Raw genomic sequence first — 15,991 nt, forward strand, 5'->3', positions numbered from 1 at the left:
ATCTCACCCCATATAAAAATCTTATATACCTCCTGGTCCAGTTTGAGTAACCTGAGCTGTATTCATATTACCTTTTTGCAATACACATGAAGCATTACTACCTCCTTGTAAAGCAGTTTGATTTACTTGAGAACGGTTTTGATTACCTAACTGATTTACTAAACTACAGTTATTTCCTCCTTGTGAATCTTGATCAACACATGATTTGTTATCATCTCCTACTTGGTTAACAGTAGAGATATTACAAACTGTTGGATCATCAGTAATTGTTACCTGAGTTTCTTCAGACTCATTATTATTACCTGTTTGATAAGCAGACGCATAGTTATGCGAACCTGTTTGATTTTGCTCTATAGAGTTACCATCTCCTACTTGATTAGCAAACGCCTCACTACCGCTAGACCCATTTGGTCCACTAGACTGGTCTTGAACAACCGAATTGTTGTTACCCCATTGGTATAAAGCAGCTTTATTATTATCATATCGCTGTTTTTGAGAAGCCTTATTCCCATCTCCTACTTGCAAGGCATATGTTAAGTTTCCTTCTGCATGCCCAACTCCTATATCTACTTTAGCATAGTTATCATTACCTCTTTGGAAAATACGAGATGTATTGTCATCACCGTATTGCTTAATATTTGCTCCGTTTCTTTGACCTCCTTGATCTGTTGAAGCTAAATTACCTGTTGGTGGCGCAACACTACCAGCAGTATTATTTTGTCTTATTAACGACATATTACGGTGACCACTTTGAGTTGCTTTTGCCTCATTATTATCACCTACTTGCTGAATACTAACCTTATTCTTATCTGCTGGAATAAAGCCATCTGGAGCACAATCTGCTTGCACTACTTCACATTCTGGACATGTTGGCCTTTCTTGTAAAGGTCTCTCCATTGCATGCTCTGACACTCCAGCCTTTTTAGCTATAGCTCCTTCATTTCCTTGACTTGTTTGAACATTTCGAGCCTGCGAAAATGCCATACCTGTAGCTAAACATAAAGCTACTATTAATAATTTTTTCATAATTAATAATTTTAAAATACGTTAGTTAAATTTTTAACACACCATATTTATCCGCTACAAATAAGCTTATAACGATTATGGGGTGCTATTAAAATTGGGGTAGAATAAAATTACTAGGGTAAAATGATATGACTGAGGTGTGTCATCTTTTCATTTTCATCAACCTATTATAATGTTATAAAGGTAGTACTAAAAACTATATATAGTTTGCGTGTTTAAACATAGCTAAGATACAAATTTTAACCTTTTATTAAAATAGTAATCAACAACATAGCTTTGTTTTTCGTTTTTCAAAAAATTAAAAAAACAAGGAATTATAGGGGAAAGAAAGAGAATTTTTATTTTATAATTAGCATAAAAAAAAGGGGTTTTCCCCCTTTTTTAAACAAGATATTTCTATAAATACCATCGTATTTATCTTGTAAAAAGTAATTCTCTATATTTAGCCAAGGGCCATAAATTATCATCTACCATTAGCTCTAATTTATCACAATGATAACGTACTTTATCAAAGTAAGGTTTTACTTTATTACAGTAATGGAATGCTTTTTTATCTGAATTACTCATCGCATTTCCTTTTTTTCTTTCTTCAATCATTAAACTTACTAAATGATTTATTTTTTCAATATGCTCTGAAATTGACTCAATAAGAGTCATTTGTTCCTTTGCTATTGTTTTAAAAGAAGTTCCATAAATTTCTTTTAAACCTTTCACATTATCTACTAGAATATTTTGGTACTTAATTGCTGTTGGGACTACATGGTTTCTAGATATATCAGCCAATACTCTAGATTCTATTTGTAAACGTAAACTATACTCTTCAATCTCTATTTCATAACGAGCCTTACATTCTACCTCATTCATTATACCCATTTCTTCATATAGCTGAATTGTAGGCTTTGATATCTTAGCCTGTAATGCTTCTGGGGTAGTTTTGTGATTACTTAACTTTCTCTTTTTTGCTTCCGTTTCCCATTCTTTTCCATAACCATTCCCTTCAAAACGTATATTTTTTGATGCTTTTATGTATTCTCTTAAAACATTAAAAATGGCATCATCTTTTTTTACTGAATGCTTATCTATATAAGCATCTACCTCTTTTTTAAACTCGATTAATTGTTTTGCTACAATAGTATTCAATACAGTCATTGCATTAGCACAATTTGCTGTTGACCCTACTGCTCTGAATTCAAATTTATTTCCTGTAAACGCAAAAGGTGATGTTCTATTTCTATCTGTATTATCTAATAATATTTCTGGAATTTTCCCTACTACATTCAACTTTAAATCAGTCATTTCTTTAGGGGAAATTTTACCTTTAGTTACATTTTCTAATTCATCCAATACGGAAGATAATTGAGAACCTATAAAAACAGATATAATTGCTGGTGGTGCTTCATTTGCTCCTAAACGATGATCATTACTAGCACTTGCAATAGAAGCTCTCAATAACTCTTCATAATCATTTACCGCCTTTATTGTATTGATAAAAAAAGTTAAAAACTCCAAATTACGCATTGGTGTTTTTCCTGGACTTAATAGATTTACTCCTGTATTTGTAGCTAAAGACCAATTATTATGCTTTCCTGAACCATTTACCCCGTCAAATGGTTTTTCATGAAAAAGGACCTTGAAAGAATGTCTCTCCGCTACTTTTTTCATTACATCCATTAATAAAGAATTATGATCTACTGCTAAATTTGCTTCTTCAAAAATAGGAGCTAATTCAAATTGATTTGGAGCTACCTCATTATGACGTGTTTTTACAGGAATACCTAACACTAGACTCTCTTGTTCTAAATCACGCATAAAATTCAAGACACGTGTTGGAATAGTTCCAAAATAATGATCATCTAGTTGCTGTCCTTTTGCTGATGAATGCCCTAGCAATGTTCGCCCGGTTAAACTAATATCTGGTCGTGATTTTGCCAAAGCCATATCTATTAAGAAATACTCTTGTTCCCAACCTAAAGTAGCGTTTACTTTATTTACATTTTTATCAAAATACTTTGCTACTGCTGTAGCAGCTTTATCTACTTCATGTAACGCTCTTAATAATGGAGTTTTATAATCTAACGCCTCTCCTGTATATGCTACAAAAACAGTTGGAATACATAAAGCTGTACCATAAATAAAAGCTGGCGAAGTTGGATCCCAAGCTGTATAACCACGTGCTTCAAATGTATTTCTAATTCCTCCATGTGGAAAACTAGAAGCATCTGGTTCTTGTTGTACTAATTGTCCTCCATCAAAACGCTCCATAGCTCCTCCTCCATCTATAGGTTCAAAAAAGGCGTCATGTTTTTCTGCGGTGGCTCCTGTTAATGGTTGAAACCAGTGTGTATAATGTGTGGCTCCTTTTGACAACGCCCATTCTTTCATACTAAGCGCAATCTGATCTGCAATTCCTCTATCTATTTTAGCTCCTAGTTCAATTGCATTTTGAACTGCGTTATAGGCTTCTTTTGTCATGTGCTTACGCATAGCTTGCTCATTAAAAACATTTTGCGCAAATAACTCTGATCTTCTTCCTTTTTCTTCAACCAAAATTGGTTTTCTATGTAATGTTTGTTCTAAAGCTCTAAATCGGATAGTAGACATTTTTCTTTTTTTACCATTAAATCACTTCAAAAATATTAAAAATATATTTAACCCTATTTTTTTGAGGGGTAAATTTAAATTAAGGTTAACATTTTTAAAAACACCCCTAAAAATTTTAGGGTATAAAAAAAATAACACATATTTGCATTGTAATTAATTCAAAAACAATAACAAAACAAAAATCATGACTAGATCTAAACTAGAATACATTTGGTTAGATGGATATTATCCAACTCAAAACATGCGTAGTAAAACTAAAGTTGTTGAAGATTTTAGTGGGAAATTAGAAGACTGCCCAATTTGGTCTTTTGACGGTTCATCTACAAGACAAGCTGAAGGAGGAGACTCTGATTGTTTATTAAAGCCTGTAGCTATTTATCCTGACCCAGCTCGTGAGAATGGATTTTTAGTAATGACTGAAGTATTAAATGCTGACGGAACTCCACACGTATCTAATGCTCGTGCTAAAATTGATGACGACGATAATGATTTTTGGTTTGGTTTTGAACAAGAGTATTTTATTATGGATACTCATACTCAATTACCTTTAGGATTTCCTATTGGAGGATACCCTGGACCTCAAGGAATGTACTACTGTTCTGTTGGTGGAAAAAACACACACGGACGTGATTTCGTAGAAGAGCATGCTGATTTATGTATTGCTGCTGGTTTAGTATTTGAAGGAATTAATCAAGAGGTAGCTTCAGGACAATGGGAGTTCCAATTATTCGCTAAAGGAGCTAAAAAAGCTGGTGATGAAATATGGGTAGCTCGTTATTTATTAGACAGATTAACTGAAAAGTATGGATACTACATTGAATATCACCCTAAACCTGTAAAAGGTGACTGGAATGGTTCTGGTATGCATGCTAACTTTTCAAACACTTTATTAAGAACTTGTGGAAGCAAGGAAACTTATGAAAAAGTTTGTGAAGCTTTTAGACCTGTTGCTAAAGAACATATCGAGGTTTATGGAGAATATAACGATCAACGTTTAACTGGTTTACACGAAACTGCTTCTATTAACGATTTCAGTTATGGTGTATCTGACCGTGGAGCTTCAATTAGAATTCCAATTATTACCGTTGAGCAAGGCTGGAAAGGTTGGTTAGAAGATAGAAGACCTGCTTCTAATGCTGATCCATACAAAGTAGCTGGTAGAATTATCGATACTGTAAAAAGCGCAAAAATCTAATTAGATTTTTAGTTTTTGAATTCATAAAAAATCCCGCAAATGCGGGATTTTATTTTTATGCTAATGTTTGATATACAAAGAAAATATAAGCTCCTAGTAAAATGATCCCGTCTTTCCAATTCAAACGTAATTTCTTTGGAAAAAACACCAATGGTAAAACTATAAATGAAATAGCTAACATCCAATAGATATCATTGTTTATTAAACTTAAAGCGTCTGGTTTTACTTCAACAGGAGTTATCATTGCTGTAATTCCCAATACTGCCAAAATATTAAACACATTAGACCCTATTAAATTACCTAATGAAATTGCTTTTTCCTTTTTTATAACTGCAATTATAGAAGCCGCTAACTCTGGTACACTAGTTCCTACTGAAACTACAGTTACACCAATTACTGCATCACTAACCCCCATATTCTTTGCTAAACTTACCGAACCATCTATTAAAAGTTCTGATCCACCCCATAATCCTAAACCTCCAATTACTAAGAATAGTACTATTTTATATAATGGTAACTCTTCATCATCTTCTGGCATTTCATCTACTACTGCTGTCTTTTGAAAACGCAATAAGTAAATTAAAAATACAATTAGCATAGAAAATAAGATTATCCCTTCATATTGCTGAATTATATTATCAAAAGCTATAAAAAAATACAATAATACAGAAGCAATCATCATTACTGGCCAATCCGTTTTATAGAAACTTCTTTCAACTTCAATTGTTGACAAAATAACTGTAATTCCTAATACCAAACCTATATTTGCAATATTGGAACCTATTACATTTCCAACTGCCAATCCAGTAGCACCTTCCAAAGCTGATTTTACGCTTACTATTAACTCTGGTGCTGAAGTCGCAAAAGAAACAACAGTCATACCAATAACTATTTTTGGTATGTTTAGCTTTAATGACAAACCTACTGCTGCTTTTAACAACCAATTTCCTCCAAGTACCAACAATAGTAATCCTAAGATTATATAAACTAAACTCATATATTTTTTTTGCGAAGATAGCGCTTTGACTCGAAAATACACAAGCCCTAAACCCTCCTTGACAGCACTACCTTTTTTATACTTTTTAAACCCTCAAAAAATCAAAACCTAAAAAACAGCCTCTTTTCAATCTACATTTTCCTTTACTTTTTTAAAACAAGAAAAAAAAGCCCTTTATTTTATTACAATTTGAAACAATAAATAAATATTAAAATTACAAATCAAAACTAAAATAAAGAAAAACAAATTTCAAACTTAAATCAAAATAACTTTTTAAACTTTAATTTAAAATTCAATTTGATTATTTCTTTTTAAAAGCTTTGGTGCTATAGTTTCCTTTCTCATATATTCGAAAAACAATTAAGAAATCAACTAATTAAACTAACCAAAAAAACACAAAAAACTAATGATTGTTATCACTTTAAAACTAATTATTATTGCTATAAAAATTGTTACTCTGATTACTCATTTATTCTTTTAATCAAAACTTAAAACCACAATATTATTTTTTAGGGAGTTTAAGTTCAGTAATAAATAAAGAAGAAAAATTACAAACCGATTTTAAAGTATTTTATATAAACCATAAAAACTGCTAAAAACATGAAGAAAAAGTAAAAACTTGTCTATGAAAAGATTTTAAATGCTATGAACATTTGTTATTGAAAAAGAAATTGGAACTGTTATGAAAAGAAAAAGTTAATTAGCACTGGTTTACCCCCATAAAATAGGGATTAATAGGATTATAAAACTATTGTGGGGATTACCAGTCTAACCAAAAAAGAACATTAGTAATTTATTTGAATACTTAACACCTATTAGGTGCATTACTAAAAATTGATAAAAAAGAAAAAGTAAAACAACTACCTAACAATTCCTAGGGAATGAATTGATTCATTCCCTAGAATAAAACTAATTTTTTTTCAGTATTTTTGATACACAATCAACTTACAATGAAAAAACTAATATTTAAATTTTTAGCCAAACTTAACAAAGCTCTTTTACCTTCTTTTACTAAAAAAGAACTGGATATTTCTAAGGCATCAAAATTTCAATTAGCAATTATCGGATGGCGTGCCTTTGTTACAATAAACTCGTTGGATTAAAATTTTTATTATTATGAAAGAACATATAAAGGTTTACACAGGAACTTCTATCTTAATTAACAGACTTGCTTACTTACTTGACCAAGCTAAAATAGCAACTTTAATAAAAGACGATAAAGAATCTGGAAGACTTGCTGGTTTTGGAACTACTGGAGCTTCAAGCGATTTATTTATCTATAAATCTGATTTTGAGGATGCCCAAAAAATAATTCATGACTTTAACGAAGAAGTAAATTCATAGGTCAAATAAAAAATCAAAAAAAACTGTTTTTTTATTTTTTAGAATTAAAAAACATTCATATATTTGCACCCGCAAAACGGCCTCGTGGCGCAACTGAATAGCGCACTTGATTACGGCTCAAGAGGTTACAGGTTTGAATCCTGTCGAGGTCACTATTTAAAGCTCTAAAACAGAGCAAAAAACCTTGCTTAATCTACGATTAGCAAGGTTTTCTTGGTTTTGAGACCCACATAAGATTTGACACAATTTGATTTGATATGTTTGCAAAGTGTCAACATTTAGACACAACTGTCAACACTGTTGACACTTTGAACAAATGATGTATAGTTGATTTGGCTTTCATGTAAGACGAAATGTTTAACATAAAACTATCAACCATGCGTGCAACTTCAACATTTTCTATCTTCTTTTGGATATATTCTAAAAGAGCGGTAAACAACAAAGCTGGTATTTATACTCGTGTAACCGTAAATGGTAAACGAGTAAATATTAGCTTAAAAATTAAAGCAGACATTACTAAATGGGATGCTAAAAAACAACGAGTAAAAGGTTTTACTCAAGAAGCCAAAACCGTAAATCGAACTTTAGACCAAGCTCACTCTAAGATTTTCCAATCTTATCAGGATTTAAAACTTCAGGACAAGTTAATTACCGCTCAACTCATTAAAGCCCTTTTCTTAAACGAAGGCGAACAAGCAAAAACTCTTCAGAATCTTTTGGATTATCACAGAAGAAAAATTGAAACAACTTTAGCTAAAGGAACGATTAGAAATTTTGGAGTAACCGAAAGCTATATTAATCGGTTTCTAAACACCAAATTAAAAACTTCTGATGTTTATCTGAAACAACTTGACTATAAATTCATTTGCGATTTTGAAACCTACCTACATGAATTTTGGCCAAAAGGACACCCAAAAGCGATGAGTCAAAATACTGTAATGAAACACCTACAAAGATTACGTAAAATTGTAACGTTATCTTATCATTTAGAATGGTTAGACAGAGACCCTTTTTTACGCTGGAAACCAACTTATGAAAAAAGAGAGCGTCAATTTTTATCGGAAAACGAATTATATAATTTAGAAAACTATTTCTTCCCTATTGATCGTTTAGACCGTGTTCGTGATTTATTTGTGTTTAGCTGTTATACTGGTATTAGCTATGTAGATATTATGGGACTTACTAAAGAAAATATTCAAAAAGGCATAGATGGTAATAACTGGATAGTTACCAAACGTCAAAAAACAAAAACACCAATTAAAATACCCATTCTTGAGAAAGCTCAATACATTATCAATAAATATTTTAATCACCCGATTACTCAAGTAACTAAAACTTTACTTCCTGTAATTACCAATGAAAAGTTAAACCTATATTTAAAAGAAGTTGCTCATGCTTGTGGTATAACGAAGAATCTTACTTTTCATATGGCACGTCATACTTTTGCAACTACTGTAACACTAAGTAATGGTGTACCTATTGAAACTGTTTCAAAGTTATTAGGTCATACAAAAATTGCTACTACACAAATTTATGCTCGGGTTATTGAACGCAAAGTGAGTGAAGACATTAACTTATTAAAATTGAAGCTTAATGATTTAAAAACGAAGAAACACAGAAACCTAAATATCAACTATCAATAATTTCAAAACAAAAGAGTTAGATAACCATTTTTTTAAGTCGTCGGTATTTTTGCAGTTCAATTACTATCCAATTTCTAAATCTTGTAAAGCAAAAAAACCTTTGACTTATTTTTAAAAAGAAGTTCATCAATCCTACTAACGCAATGATTGTTGAACACCTTTTTGAATGAATGTATTCATTATTATTTTAACCATCCTGTGTTTTAGATATGCGATTTCAAAGCTTTTCTCCTGTTCATTCTATACGGAAAGTAACAACATATGATTTTGTTTCGGATGCAAAGGTAAATTTGTGTTTAACGAACCGACCATGTTCAGGCCTACGGTTTGACCAAAAATCTCCACCCTCATACTTCGGGTTGTATTTGTGCTCAAAAACATGTTCGTTCTACACACAACCTTTTAATACATCTGAAACAAAATCACATACGCCGACACTTTGAACGCAAAAAAAATGTCGAAAAGCTTCAATCACATATCTAAAACAGAAACAAAAACGACACCACTTCACTATATGTTTATTACGAACAGTAATTAATTCTTTTTTTGCACTCTGTTTTTGTTAGAATTCTATCTAAAAGAACCTTGGAATACCAACATAGATTTAGTACATTTAGCAAAAAACATATAATAAATAAGTTGACTAGTATAACCTAAAAAGTTCCTCATAGCCAACCAAATTAGACAACTACGAGGAATAAAGTTCCGTATATAAACAAGTTAGGTGCAAGCTGAAAAAAAATCCACCACACGTTCAAGCACATTTCATTTTGCTCGTGCCTCACAAAATAAAAAGAGCTTGCCTTTCCCCTACGCTCATTACTATTGAATGATAATTTTAATACTCATTTAGTGAGTATATGAAATATCTTATTTACATTAGTGAACTGAATTAAAAAAATTCAAAATGAACCGTATAAAAGAAGTTTTAGAACAGAAAGGAATAAAACAAATCTGGTTGGCTGAACAGCTTGGAAAGAGTTACAATATGGTCCACTCTTACGCCCAAAACAAAAGACAACCAAGTTTGGAAGACCTATACAAGATTGCTGAAATCTTGAAAGTTGACATTTCAGAGCTTCTAATATCAAATACAAATAGTAAATAAAAATATGGCTAAAAAAAAGCAAAAAACTACAGATACTAATAACCTAGAATCAATACTATTTAATTGCAGAGAGTATTTACGAAGTAATGCATCTCTAAACGATAAAAGAGATTTACTATTAACGCTTGTTTTTATGCGCTTCATTGGTGAGAAGTTTGAAAACACTCAAAATGAAATGAGGCAGGAATGTATTGATAACGGAATTACAGATGAAGAAGTAATAAAATCTTTCCTTAATAGCCCGAGCAGATATAAAGGGATAGCCTATGTTCCTGAAGATGCGCGTTGGTCTAAAATTATGGAACAGCCAGGTACAAAATTAAACGCCGCTTTAGATGATGCCATACAAGAACTTGAGAATAGTGGTGATGAGTTAAAAGGCTGTATTCGTATAGGTTTGTTTACTTCAATCAATCTTAGTGCTAATGTAATTAAAAAAGTTGTTGACGAAGTAAACAAAATCTCTCACAAAACTTTTGGAGAGGAGAAAGATTTAATTGGTCGTGTGTATGAATATTTCCTAAAATCGTTTGCGGTGAATGCAACCAAAGAAGAGGGCGAGTTTTACACGCCACACGATATAGTTGAGCTAATCGCTGCTTTTATTGAGCCTTATGATGGTACACTTTACGACCCTTGTTGTGGTTCGGGTGGTATGTTTATTCAGTGTGCAAAGTATGTAGAAGCAAAACAGGGTGATATAGAAAAAGTAAATGTGTATGGGCAAGAACGAGACCCAGCAACTTATCGTCTTGCAAAAATGAACCTAGCTATGCGTGGTATCTCACACCATCTTGGTGAGCAAAATGCCGATACATTATCAAACGACCTGCATAAAGGCTTATGTTTTGATTTTATAATGGCAAATCCGCCATTCAATCTTAAAAAATGGTACAACCCAAATTTAAGTAATGATCCTCGTTGGGCAGATTATGCTACACCACCTGCAGGTAATGCAAACTATGCTTGGATATTGCATATGTTGTCTAAATTAAAAGCAGGCAAAGGTATAGCAGGTTTCTTATTAGCCAATGGAGCTTTGGGTGATGATGATGCTATTGCAATTCGTCAAAAACTGATTGAAAATGACAAAATAGAAGCTATTGTGGTATTACCTCGTGAGTTGTTCTATACTACTGATATATCAGTAACCTTGTGGATTCTAAATGAAAACAAAAAAGGTGGAACTTGGCACGACCGTAAACAGCGTAATAGAGAAAATGAAATTCTATTAATGGATTTACGCTCGTGGAATGATAACCCGATAAAAAAAGAACAGAAAAAGAAAATTGAACTAAAAGCCGACCAAATAAAGCGAGCTACCGAAATTTACTTTAACTGGCAAAGTGAAGGTACAGATGGAACAAACTATGCCGAACCAGAACTATATCGCTCAGTTGGTTTAAAAGAATTAAAAGAAAAGAACTACTCACTTGTACCAAGCCGATATATTGAATTTGTAGACCGTGATAATAAAATCAACTATCACGAAGTATTGACCGAAACAGCCTCTACTGTTTCTGACTTGCTAAGTCGTCAAGAAAAGAATGACAAAACACTTCGTAATGCACTAAAACAGTTGGGATATGATTGTGAGTAAAGTGCAGACTACAATGGTTAGACTTGGGGATTATATTGAGCCTTACGAATTAAAAAACACCAAGAATATTGACCTTCCATTTTTCGGCATAAATAAGGACAAAACCTTTATGCCGACAGTTGCAAATACTAATGGGCTCGATAAATCTAAATATAAAATTGCTGAAAAAGATGTTTTCGTATTTAGTGGTATGCAAACGGGTCGTGATGTTTGTATTCGTTTAGCTTTGTACGATAAGGATGATTCCATATTAATATCACCAGCCTATACTACATTTATTGTAAAAGATAAGTTAGAACTATTGCCAGAATATCTATTCATTCAGTTTAACCGTTTCCAGATGGATAGGTATGGATGGTTTCTAAGTGATGGTAGTGTTCGCTCTAATCTTGATTGGGATGTGTTTTGCAATATACAAATCCCACTTCCCCATATCGACACTCAACAAGAACTAGTAGATACCTACAACGGACTAAAAGCATTAGTAGAGCAGAACGAAGCTTTGATAGAACCACTAACCCAAGCTTGTCAAGCCTATATTGTGGATTGCAAAAAGAAATACACTGAAGTTGAACTTGGGGAATATATAGAACAGACAGAAAATCGAAATTCGGAATTACTTTATGGCGTCAATGATGTTGTTGGTATGACCATAACAAAACAGATTATACCAACAAAAGCAGATGTTAGAAATACAGACTTATCAAAATTCTTAATTGTTAAACCTCGTGAATTTGTTTATAATCCAAGGACTCACGGCAAAAAAATTGGTTTGGGGTTTAATAATGAAGAGAAAATAGTAATGATAAGTTGGAATAATATCTCTTTCAAAGTCCAAGACGCAAAACTTGATGTATCTATTATACCTGAATATTTATATCTGCTTTTTTGTAGAGAGGAATGGGATAGAGAGGCTTGTTTTCGTTCTTTAGGTAGTTCAACAGAGGTGTTTTCTTGGACTGAAATGTGTGGAATGAAAATTCCACTTCCACCACCAGAAGTGCAACAAGCTATAATTAACCTATACAACTGTGCCGAGGAGGCTAAAAAAATAGCAAACGAAGCACGTGAAAAAATGAAAACACTTTGCCCAGCATTAGTGCAAAAAGCTATAAACGGATAGAAATATGATACACGAAGAAACTTCATCAGAAGAAACACAACAAACTACGGTATCACTAGAAGAAACTATTAAAAAAGAGGCTGAAGATCAGTTGGCGGAAACGATGTGGGGAAAGCCTGCCAACGATATTATTACAGGCATTGCCAACAATAGTAATGTACCTTCCAATCGTGCTATTTGGGAGTTAGTGCAAAATGCACGTGATGTGTCAAAAGTAGAGGAGCGTGCAAAAGTGCTTTTTACCCGCAGACCAAACGAATTTATTTTCCAACACAATGGGCAACCATTTGACAGAAAATCAATGCAATCTTTGATATTGCAAACCAGTAGCAAAGTGCGTAATGATATAGTGCAAGTGGGTCAATATGGAACAGGTTTTTTAACTACCCACAAATTTGGGCTGCAGTTTCATTTGCAAAGCTCTTTAGATTTAAAGCACGGCAACTATTTTTATAACTTCGGTGGTGAAAAAGAATTTGTTATTAATCGAAGTTCTAAGGATAAAACTGTACTTAGTAAGGCTATTAAAGAGGCTATAGATATTTCGCAAAAATGGGGTACTGTTGCTAATCAATGGAGTTCAGATTCTTTGGAGAATACGGTTTTTACTTACAAACACAATCATCAAATAGAAAAAGATAATGTTGCTGAGGCTTTTAAAAAGTCTGTCTCATTAGTTCCTTATGTTTTATCGCTAAATCCACTTTTACAAAGTATTACATTTAGAGATGAGTTAGAAAATACAATAGATGTTTATGAGCATATTTCTACTGTTCAAAAAGCTGATTTTGGCAATACGCAGATGGAGCAAGTTACTATTCGTAGAGATTGTGACGGTACGGAATCTACTATTCAACTTTTGCTATTAAAAAGTAAGAGTCAGTTAACAGAAAATACTAGTGAAAGTAAAGTTACAGTTATTCTTCCTTGCGTCTCTATTGATGGTGTTGAAAACGTAATTCAGCTCTCCGATGATAAGCCACAACTATATCTATATCTTCCACTTTTAGGAACAGAAAATTGGGGTTGGAACTTTATTGTACACGCTCCTTCATTTACCTGCGATAAAGATACACGAGACTCTTTATTATTTGTTGGAAACGGACAGAATAATGATGATCAAGCCGAGAGTAACAAACAATTAATCCAATTGGCAGGTGGAATTATAAAAGATTTTTTAACACACCAACTTGCTAACTATTCCGATAGAAAGCATTTTGGACGTATAAATTTCTTAGCCGATGGTAGTGAGAAATTGAAAACGTATTTCACCCAATTACAAGCTGAGTGGGTTACTTATTTTGAAAGCCAACCATTGGTAAAAAAAGAAGATGAGTATATAGCTGTTAGCGCCATCAAGGTATTAGATAAAGAACTATATGAAGCCTGTGAAACAGATTCTGATTTACTGGATGCCTTTTATACAATACTTTCAAAAGAGAAACATAACCTAACATTACCGGAAAAATCTGATTTAATTTATTGGAGTCGCTGCACCGATGAATGGTACAGAGGTAGTGAGAATCCTTATGTAATTACTTTATCAAAAATTTGCCAAATTGTAGAGAATACGCCCATCGAAGATGAAGATATAGTATGGTTATTAAAATTATGTTCATATCTCAAAGCTCATCCTCACTCTGGTATTGACTTGATAAAATTGATACCTAACGAGCATTTAAAGTTATCGCAAGCAGAGTTGGTAAAGCCAACAAATTTTAATAAAACGTATCGAACAGCGCTGCAAACGCTTGCGCCACAAGAGGTAGGGAAATTTATACACAAGAGTTTCTATATAGTTTTAGACGATGCTAAGGAATATGGTTTTGATGATGCAAAAAATGCAATCACCGTCTATCTTACAAGCTTAGATAGCAAAAGTGCGGCACTTAAAAATGCCATTTTAGCTAACGTAAGTTGGCAAAAAGAGGAGTATGAAAATGTCTATCTTAATCCAGCACAGATTAATGCTATATTGGATATTTACAAAATGTTGCTACCATTAGATGGTGATGGATTTACGACAAAAGCATTTAATTTGCTGTCCCAATTTTATGAATATACACCTTCTGCTGTTGAGCGTTTAGATAAAGAACTGTTTGATATTCGCACTTGCTACACTGCATTATTAAATGATGCCTTATATAAATTCACACTATTGGAAGATAAGAGTACTTGGAGTACTTGGAATTTACAAATGGTGGAAGTGCTATATAATTTTAAAGAAGCAAACAGCTTTTTACGTAATTATTTGATATATCCCAATCAAATGGGGAAATATTGTTACGCAAGCGAGTTAAAAAGAGAACGAACAATGCCTATTCGCTTGAAAGAACTCTATGATACTATTTGTCGAGGTGTAACAGATAAAGATAAATCAAAAAGCATTCGCCACGAATTAGTGGCAAAGGAGTATGAGAACTTTTTTGTTGAGGCAGGGGAACTTAATGGCTCAACCTTGGCAGATGAAATCCAAAAACCTTTTGCTTTGGAAGAAGTACGTACAATAGCGAATAATCAACATCAGAAACTTATTGTTGAGATAATTGAGCGGTTAAACGACAAGAACGAAGGATCAATTTGGCGAAGATTATTTGACACAATAAATAATATAAAAGCACAACTGATGCTTAGTGTTATCAATAGCCCACAGAAACGTGACAGTATTTTTCAAATAATGAAAGTACAAGATGAAAGTAAATTGAATGCTATTGCAGAATTAAGTAAATTGGATAATCTTGAACGCATTATCGAATTGGGTAAAAGTGCACTCGATATTGAGGTTCAAGAAAAAAACGACTTTGAGTTTAAGAAAAAGTTAGGAGAATATGTTGAAGATTTTCTATTGTTTCAACTACAGGAGGTTTTAACCAATCATTCTCTAGAAGTAAAAGTAGCAGATATTCAAGGTGGGCAAGATTTAATTGTTTCGCTAAATAATCAACCGATTTATTATATCGAAGTTAAATCACGTTGGCATAATGACAGAAGTGTATTAATGAGTACTTTACAACATCAAACCTCATACGAACAGAAAGAGCACTATGCACTTTGTGCTGTTGACATGTCTGATTATGATCGTGAGTTAGCCAAACAACATCAATACCCAACAGATATACAAGAAATTTTAAAACGAATAAAAGTCATAGAAAATATAGGTGTACTTAACGAACGTTTAAAAGATGCAGTTGAAAATAATGAAGATAAAAAGGTTCGTATTGCAGGAGGATATCAAGTGTTGGTGTCACAAAAAATTATAGGAATTCACGGAGCGAATTTTGAAAAATTTGTTGACAACCTTAAACAATACATAACCTCAAATATTCGAACTCTAGATTAAAAAAATACTAGATT

11 protein-coding genes and 1 tRNA gene are annotated in these 15,991 nt (G+C 32.8%); 9 read left to right on the forward strand and 3 right to left on the reverse strand.

Translation table 11 applies throughout. The features are described from left to right. Positions 1–21 precede the first annotated feature (21 nt). Positions 22–1,026 carry a hypothetical protein gene (locus F7018_RS12510; RefSeq protein ID WP_150900400.1) on the reverse strand — a complete coding sequence of 335 codons (1,005 nt, stop codon included), beginning with the start codon at positions 1,024–1,026 and terminating at the stop codon, positions 22–24. A 414-nt stretch (positions 1,027–1,440) separates the two neighbouring features. After that, positions 1,441–3,627, reverse strand: coding sequence for a glutamine synthetase III family protein (locus tag F7018_RS12515; RefSeq protein ID WP_150900401.1), 2,187 nt, complete (start codon positions 3,625–3,627; stop codon positions 1,441–1,443). A gap of 184 nt (positions 3,628–3,811) precedes the next feature. On the opposite strand from F7018_RS12515, the gene F7018_RS12520 reads away from it, so the two are divergent. After that, entirely contained in the window at positions 3,812–4,822 is a 1,011-nt protein-coding gene (locus tag F7018_RS12520; RefSeq protein ID WP_150900402.1) for a glutamine synthetase beta-grasp domain-containing protein, read from the forward strand. A 55-nt stretch (positions 4,823–4,877) separates the two neighbouring features. Here the strand turns inward: F7018_RS12520 and F7018_RS12525 are convergent, their stop codons facing one another. Then, positions 4,878–5,819, reverse strand: coding sequence for a calcium/sodium antiporter (locus F7018_RS12525; protein WP_150900403.1), 942 nt, complete (start codon positions 5,817–5,819; stop codon positions 4,878–4,880). A 950-nt stretch (positions 5,820–6,769) separates the two neighbouring features. On the opposite strand from F7018_RS12525, the gene F7018_RS12530 reads away from it, so the two are divergent. The 8 genes from F7018_RS12530 (at position 6,770) to F7018_RS12565 (ending at position 15,977) form a co-directional block, all read left to right on the forward strand. Then, on the forward strand, positions 6,770–6,922 hold the full coding sequence (locus F7018_RS12530) for an SsrA-binding protein (RefSeq protein WP_150900404.1): 153 nt from the start codon (positions 6,770–6,772) through the stop codon (positions 6,920–6,922). A gap of 13 nt (positions 6,923–6,935) precedes the next feature. After that, the gene (locus F7018_RS12535) at positions 6,936–7,163 is read left to right on the forward strand and encodes a putative signal transducing protein (RefSeq protein WP_150900405.1); all 228 of its coding nucleotides are present in this window, start codon (positions 6,936–6,938) and stop codon (positions 7,161–7,163) included. A 78-nt stretch (positions 7,164–7,241) separates the two neighbouring features. Next, a tRNA-Arg gene (locus F7018_RS12540) sits at positions 7,242–7,315 on the forward strand. A gap of 225 nt (positions 7,316–7,540) precedes the next feature. Continuing rightward, a complete protein-coding gene (locus F7018_RS12545; protein ID WP_150900406.1) occupies positions 7,541–8,806 on the forward strand; it encodes a site-specific integrase in 1,266 nt (421 codons plus the stop codon). A 907-nt stretch (positions 8,807–9,713) separates the two neighbouring features. Then, complete coding sequence (locus F7018_RS12550) at positions 9,714–9,914, forward strand: helix-turn-helix domain-containing protein (RefSeq protein ID WP_150900407.1); 201 nt, start codon at positions 9,714–9,716, stop codon at positions 9,912–9,914. Between the two features lie 4 nt (positions 9,915–9,918). Further along, positions 9,919–11,514 carry a class I SAM-dependent DNA methyltransferase gene (locus F7018_RS12555; RefSeq protein ID WP_150900408.1) on the forward strand — a complete coding sequence of 532 codons (1,596 nt, stop codon included), beginning with the start codon at positions 9,919–9,921 and terminating at the stop codon, positions 11,512–11,514. Then, entirely contained in the window at positions 11,501–12,637 is a 1,137-nt protein-coding gene (locus F7018_RS12560; protein WP_150900409.1) for a restriction endonuclease subunit S, read from the forward strand. The genes F7018_RS12555 and F7018_RS12560 overlap by 14 nt, the downstream gene beginning before the upstream one ends. Positions 12,638–12,641: 4 nt before the next feature. Further along, a complete protein-coding gene (locus F7018_RS12565; protein ID WP_150900410.1) occupies positions 12,642–15,977 on the forward strand; it encodes a sacsin N-terminal ATP-binding-like domain-containing protein in 3,336 nt (1,111 codons plus the stop codon). The last annotated feature ends 14 nt before the right edge of the window (positions 15,978–15,991 follow it).

The sequence above is a fragment of the Tenacibaculum aiptasiae genome, assembly GCF_008806755.1.
In the GTDB taxonomy this organism is placed as follows: Bacteria; Bacteroidota; Bacteroidia; order Flavobacteriales; family Flavobacteriaceae; genus Polaribacter; species Polaribacter aiptasiae.

Excerpts from the sequence above, each read along its gene's own strand:
- F7018_RS12510 (WP_150900400.1), bottom strand. The coding sequence starts at position 1,026 with ATGAAAAAATTATTAATAGTAGCTTTATGTTTAGCTACAGGTATGGCA.
- F7018_RS12515 (WP_150900401.1), bottom strand. The coding sequence starts at position 3,627 with ATGTCTACTATCCGATTTAGAGCTTTAGAACAAACATTACATAGAAAA.
- F7018_RS12520 (WP_150900402.1), top strand. The coding sequence starts at position 3,812 with ATGACTAGATCTAAACTAGAATACATTTGGTTAGATGGATATTATCCA.
- F7018_RS12525 (WP_150900403.1), bottom strand. The coding sequence starts at position 5,819 with ATGAGTTTAGTTTATATAATCTTAGGATTACTATTGTTGGTACTTGGA.
- F7018_RS12530 (WP_150900404.1), top strand. The coding sequence starts at position 6,770 with ATGAAAAAACTAATATTTAAATTTTTAGCCAAACTTAACAAAGCTCTT.
- F7018_RS12535 (WP_150900405.1), top strand. The coding sequence starts at position 6,936 with ATGAAAGAACATATAAAGGTTTACACAGGAACTTCTATCTTAATTAAC.
- F7018_RS12545 (WP_150900406.1), top strand. The coding sequence starts at position 7,541 with ATGCGTGCAACTTCAACATTTTCTATCTTCTTTTGGATATATTCTAAA.
- F7018_RS12550 (WP_150900407.1), top strand. The coding sequence starts at position 9,714 with ATGAACCGTATAAAAGAAGTTTTAGAACAGAAAGGAATAAAACAAATC.
- F7018_RS12555 (WP_150900408.1), top strand. The coding sequence starts at position 9,919 with ATGGCTAAAAAAAAGCAAAAAACTACAGATACTAATAACCTAGAATCA.
- F7018_RS12560 (WP_150900409.1), top strand. The coding sequence starts at position 11,501 with ATGATTGTGAGTAAAGTGCAGACTACAATGGTTAGACTTGGGGATTAT.
- F7018_RS12565 (WP_150900410.1), top strand. The coding sequence starts at position 12,642 with ATGATACACGAAGAAACTTCATCAGAAGAAACACAACAAACTACGGTA.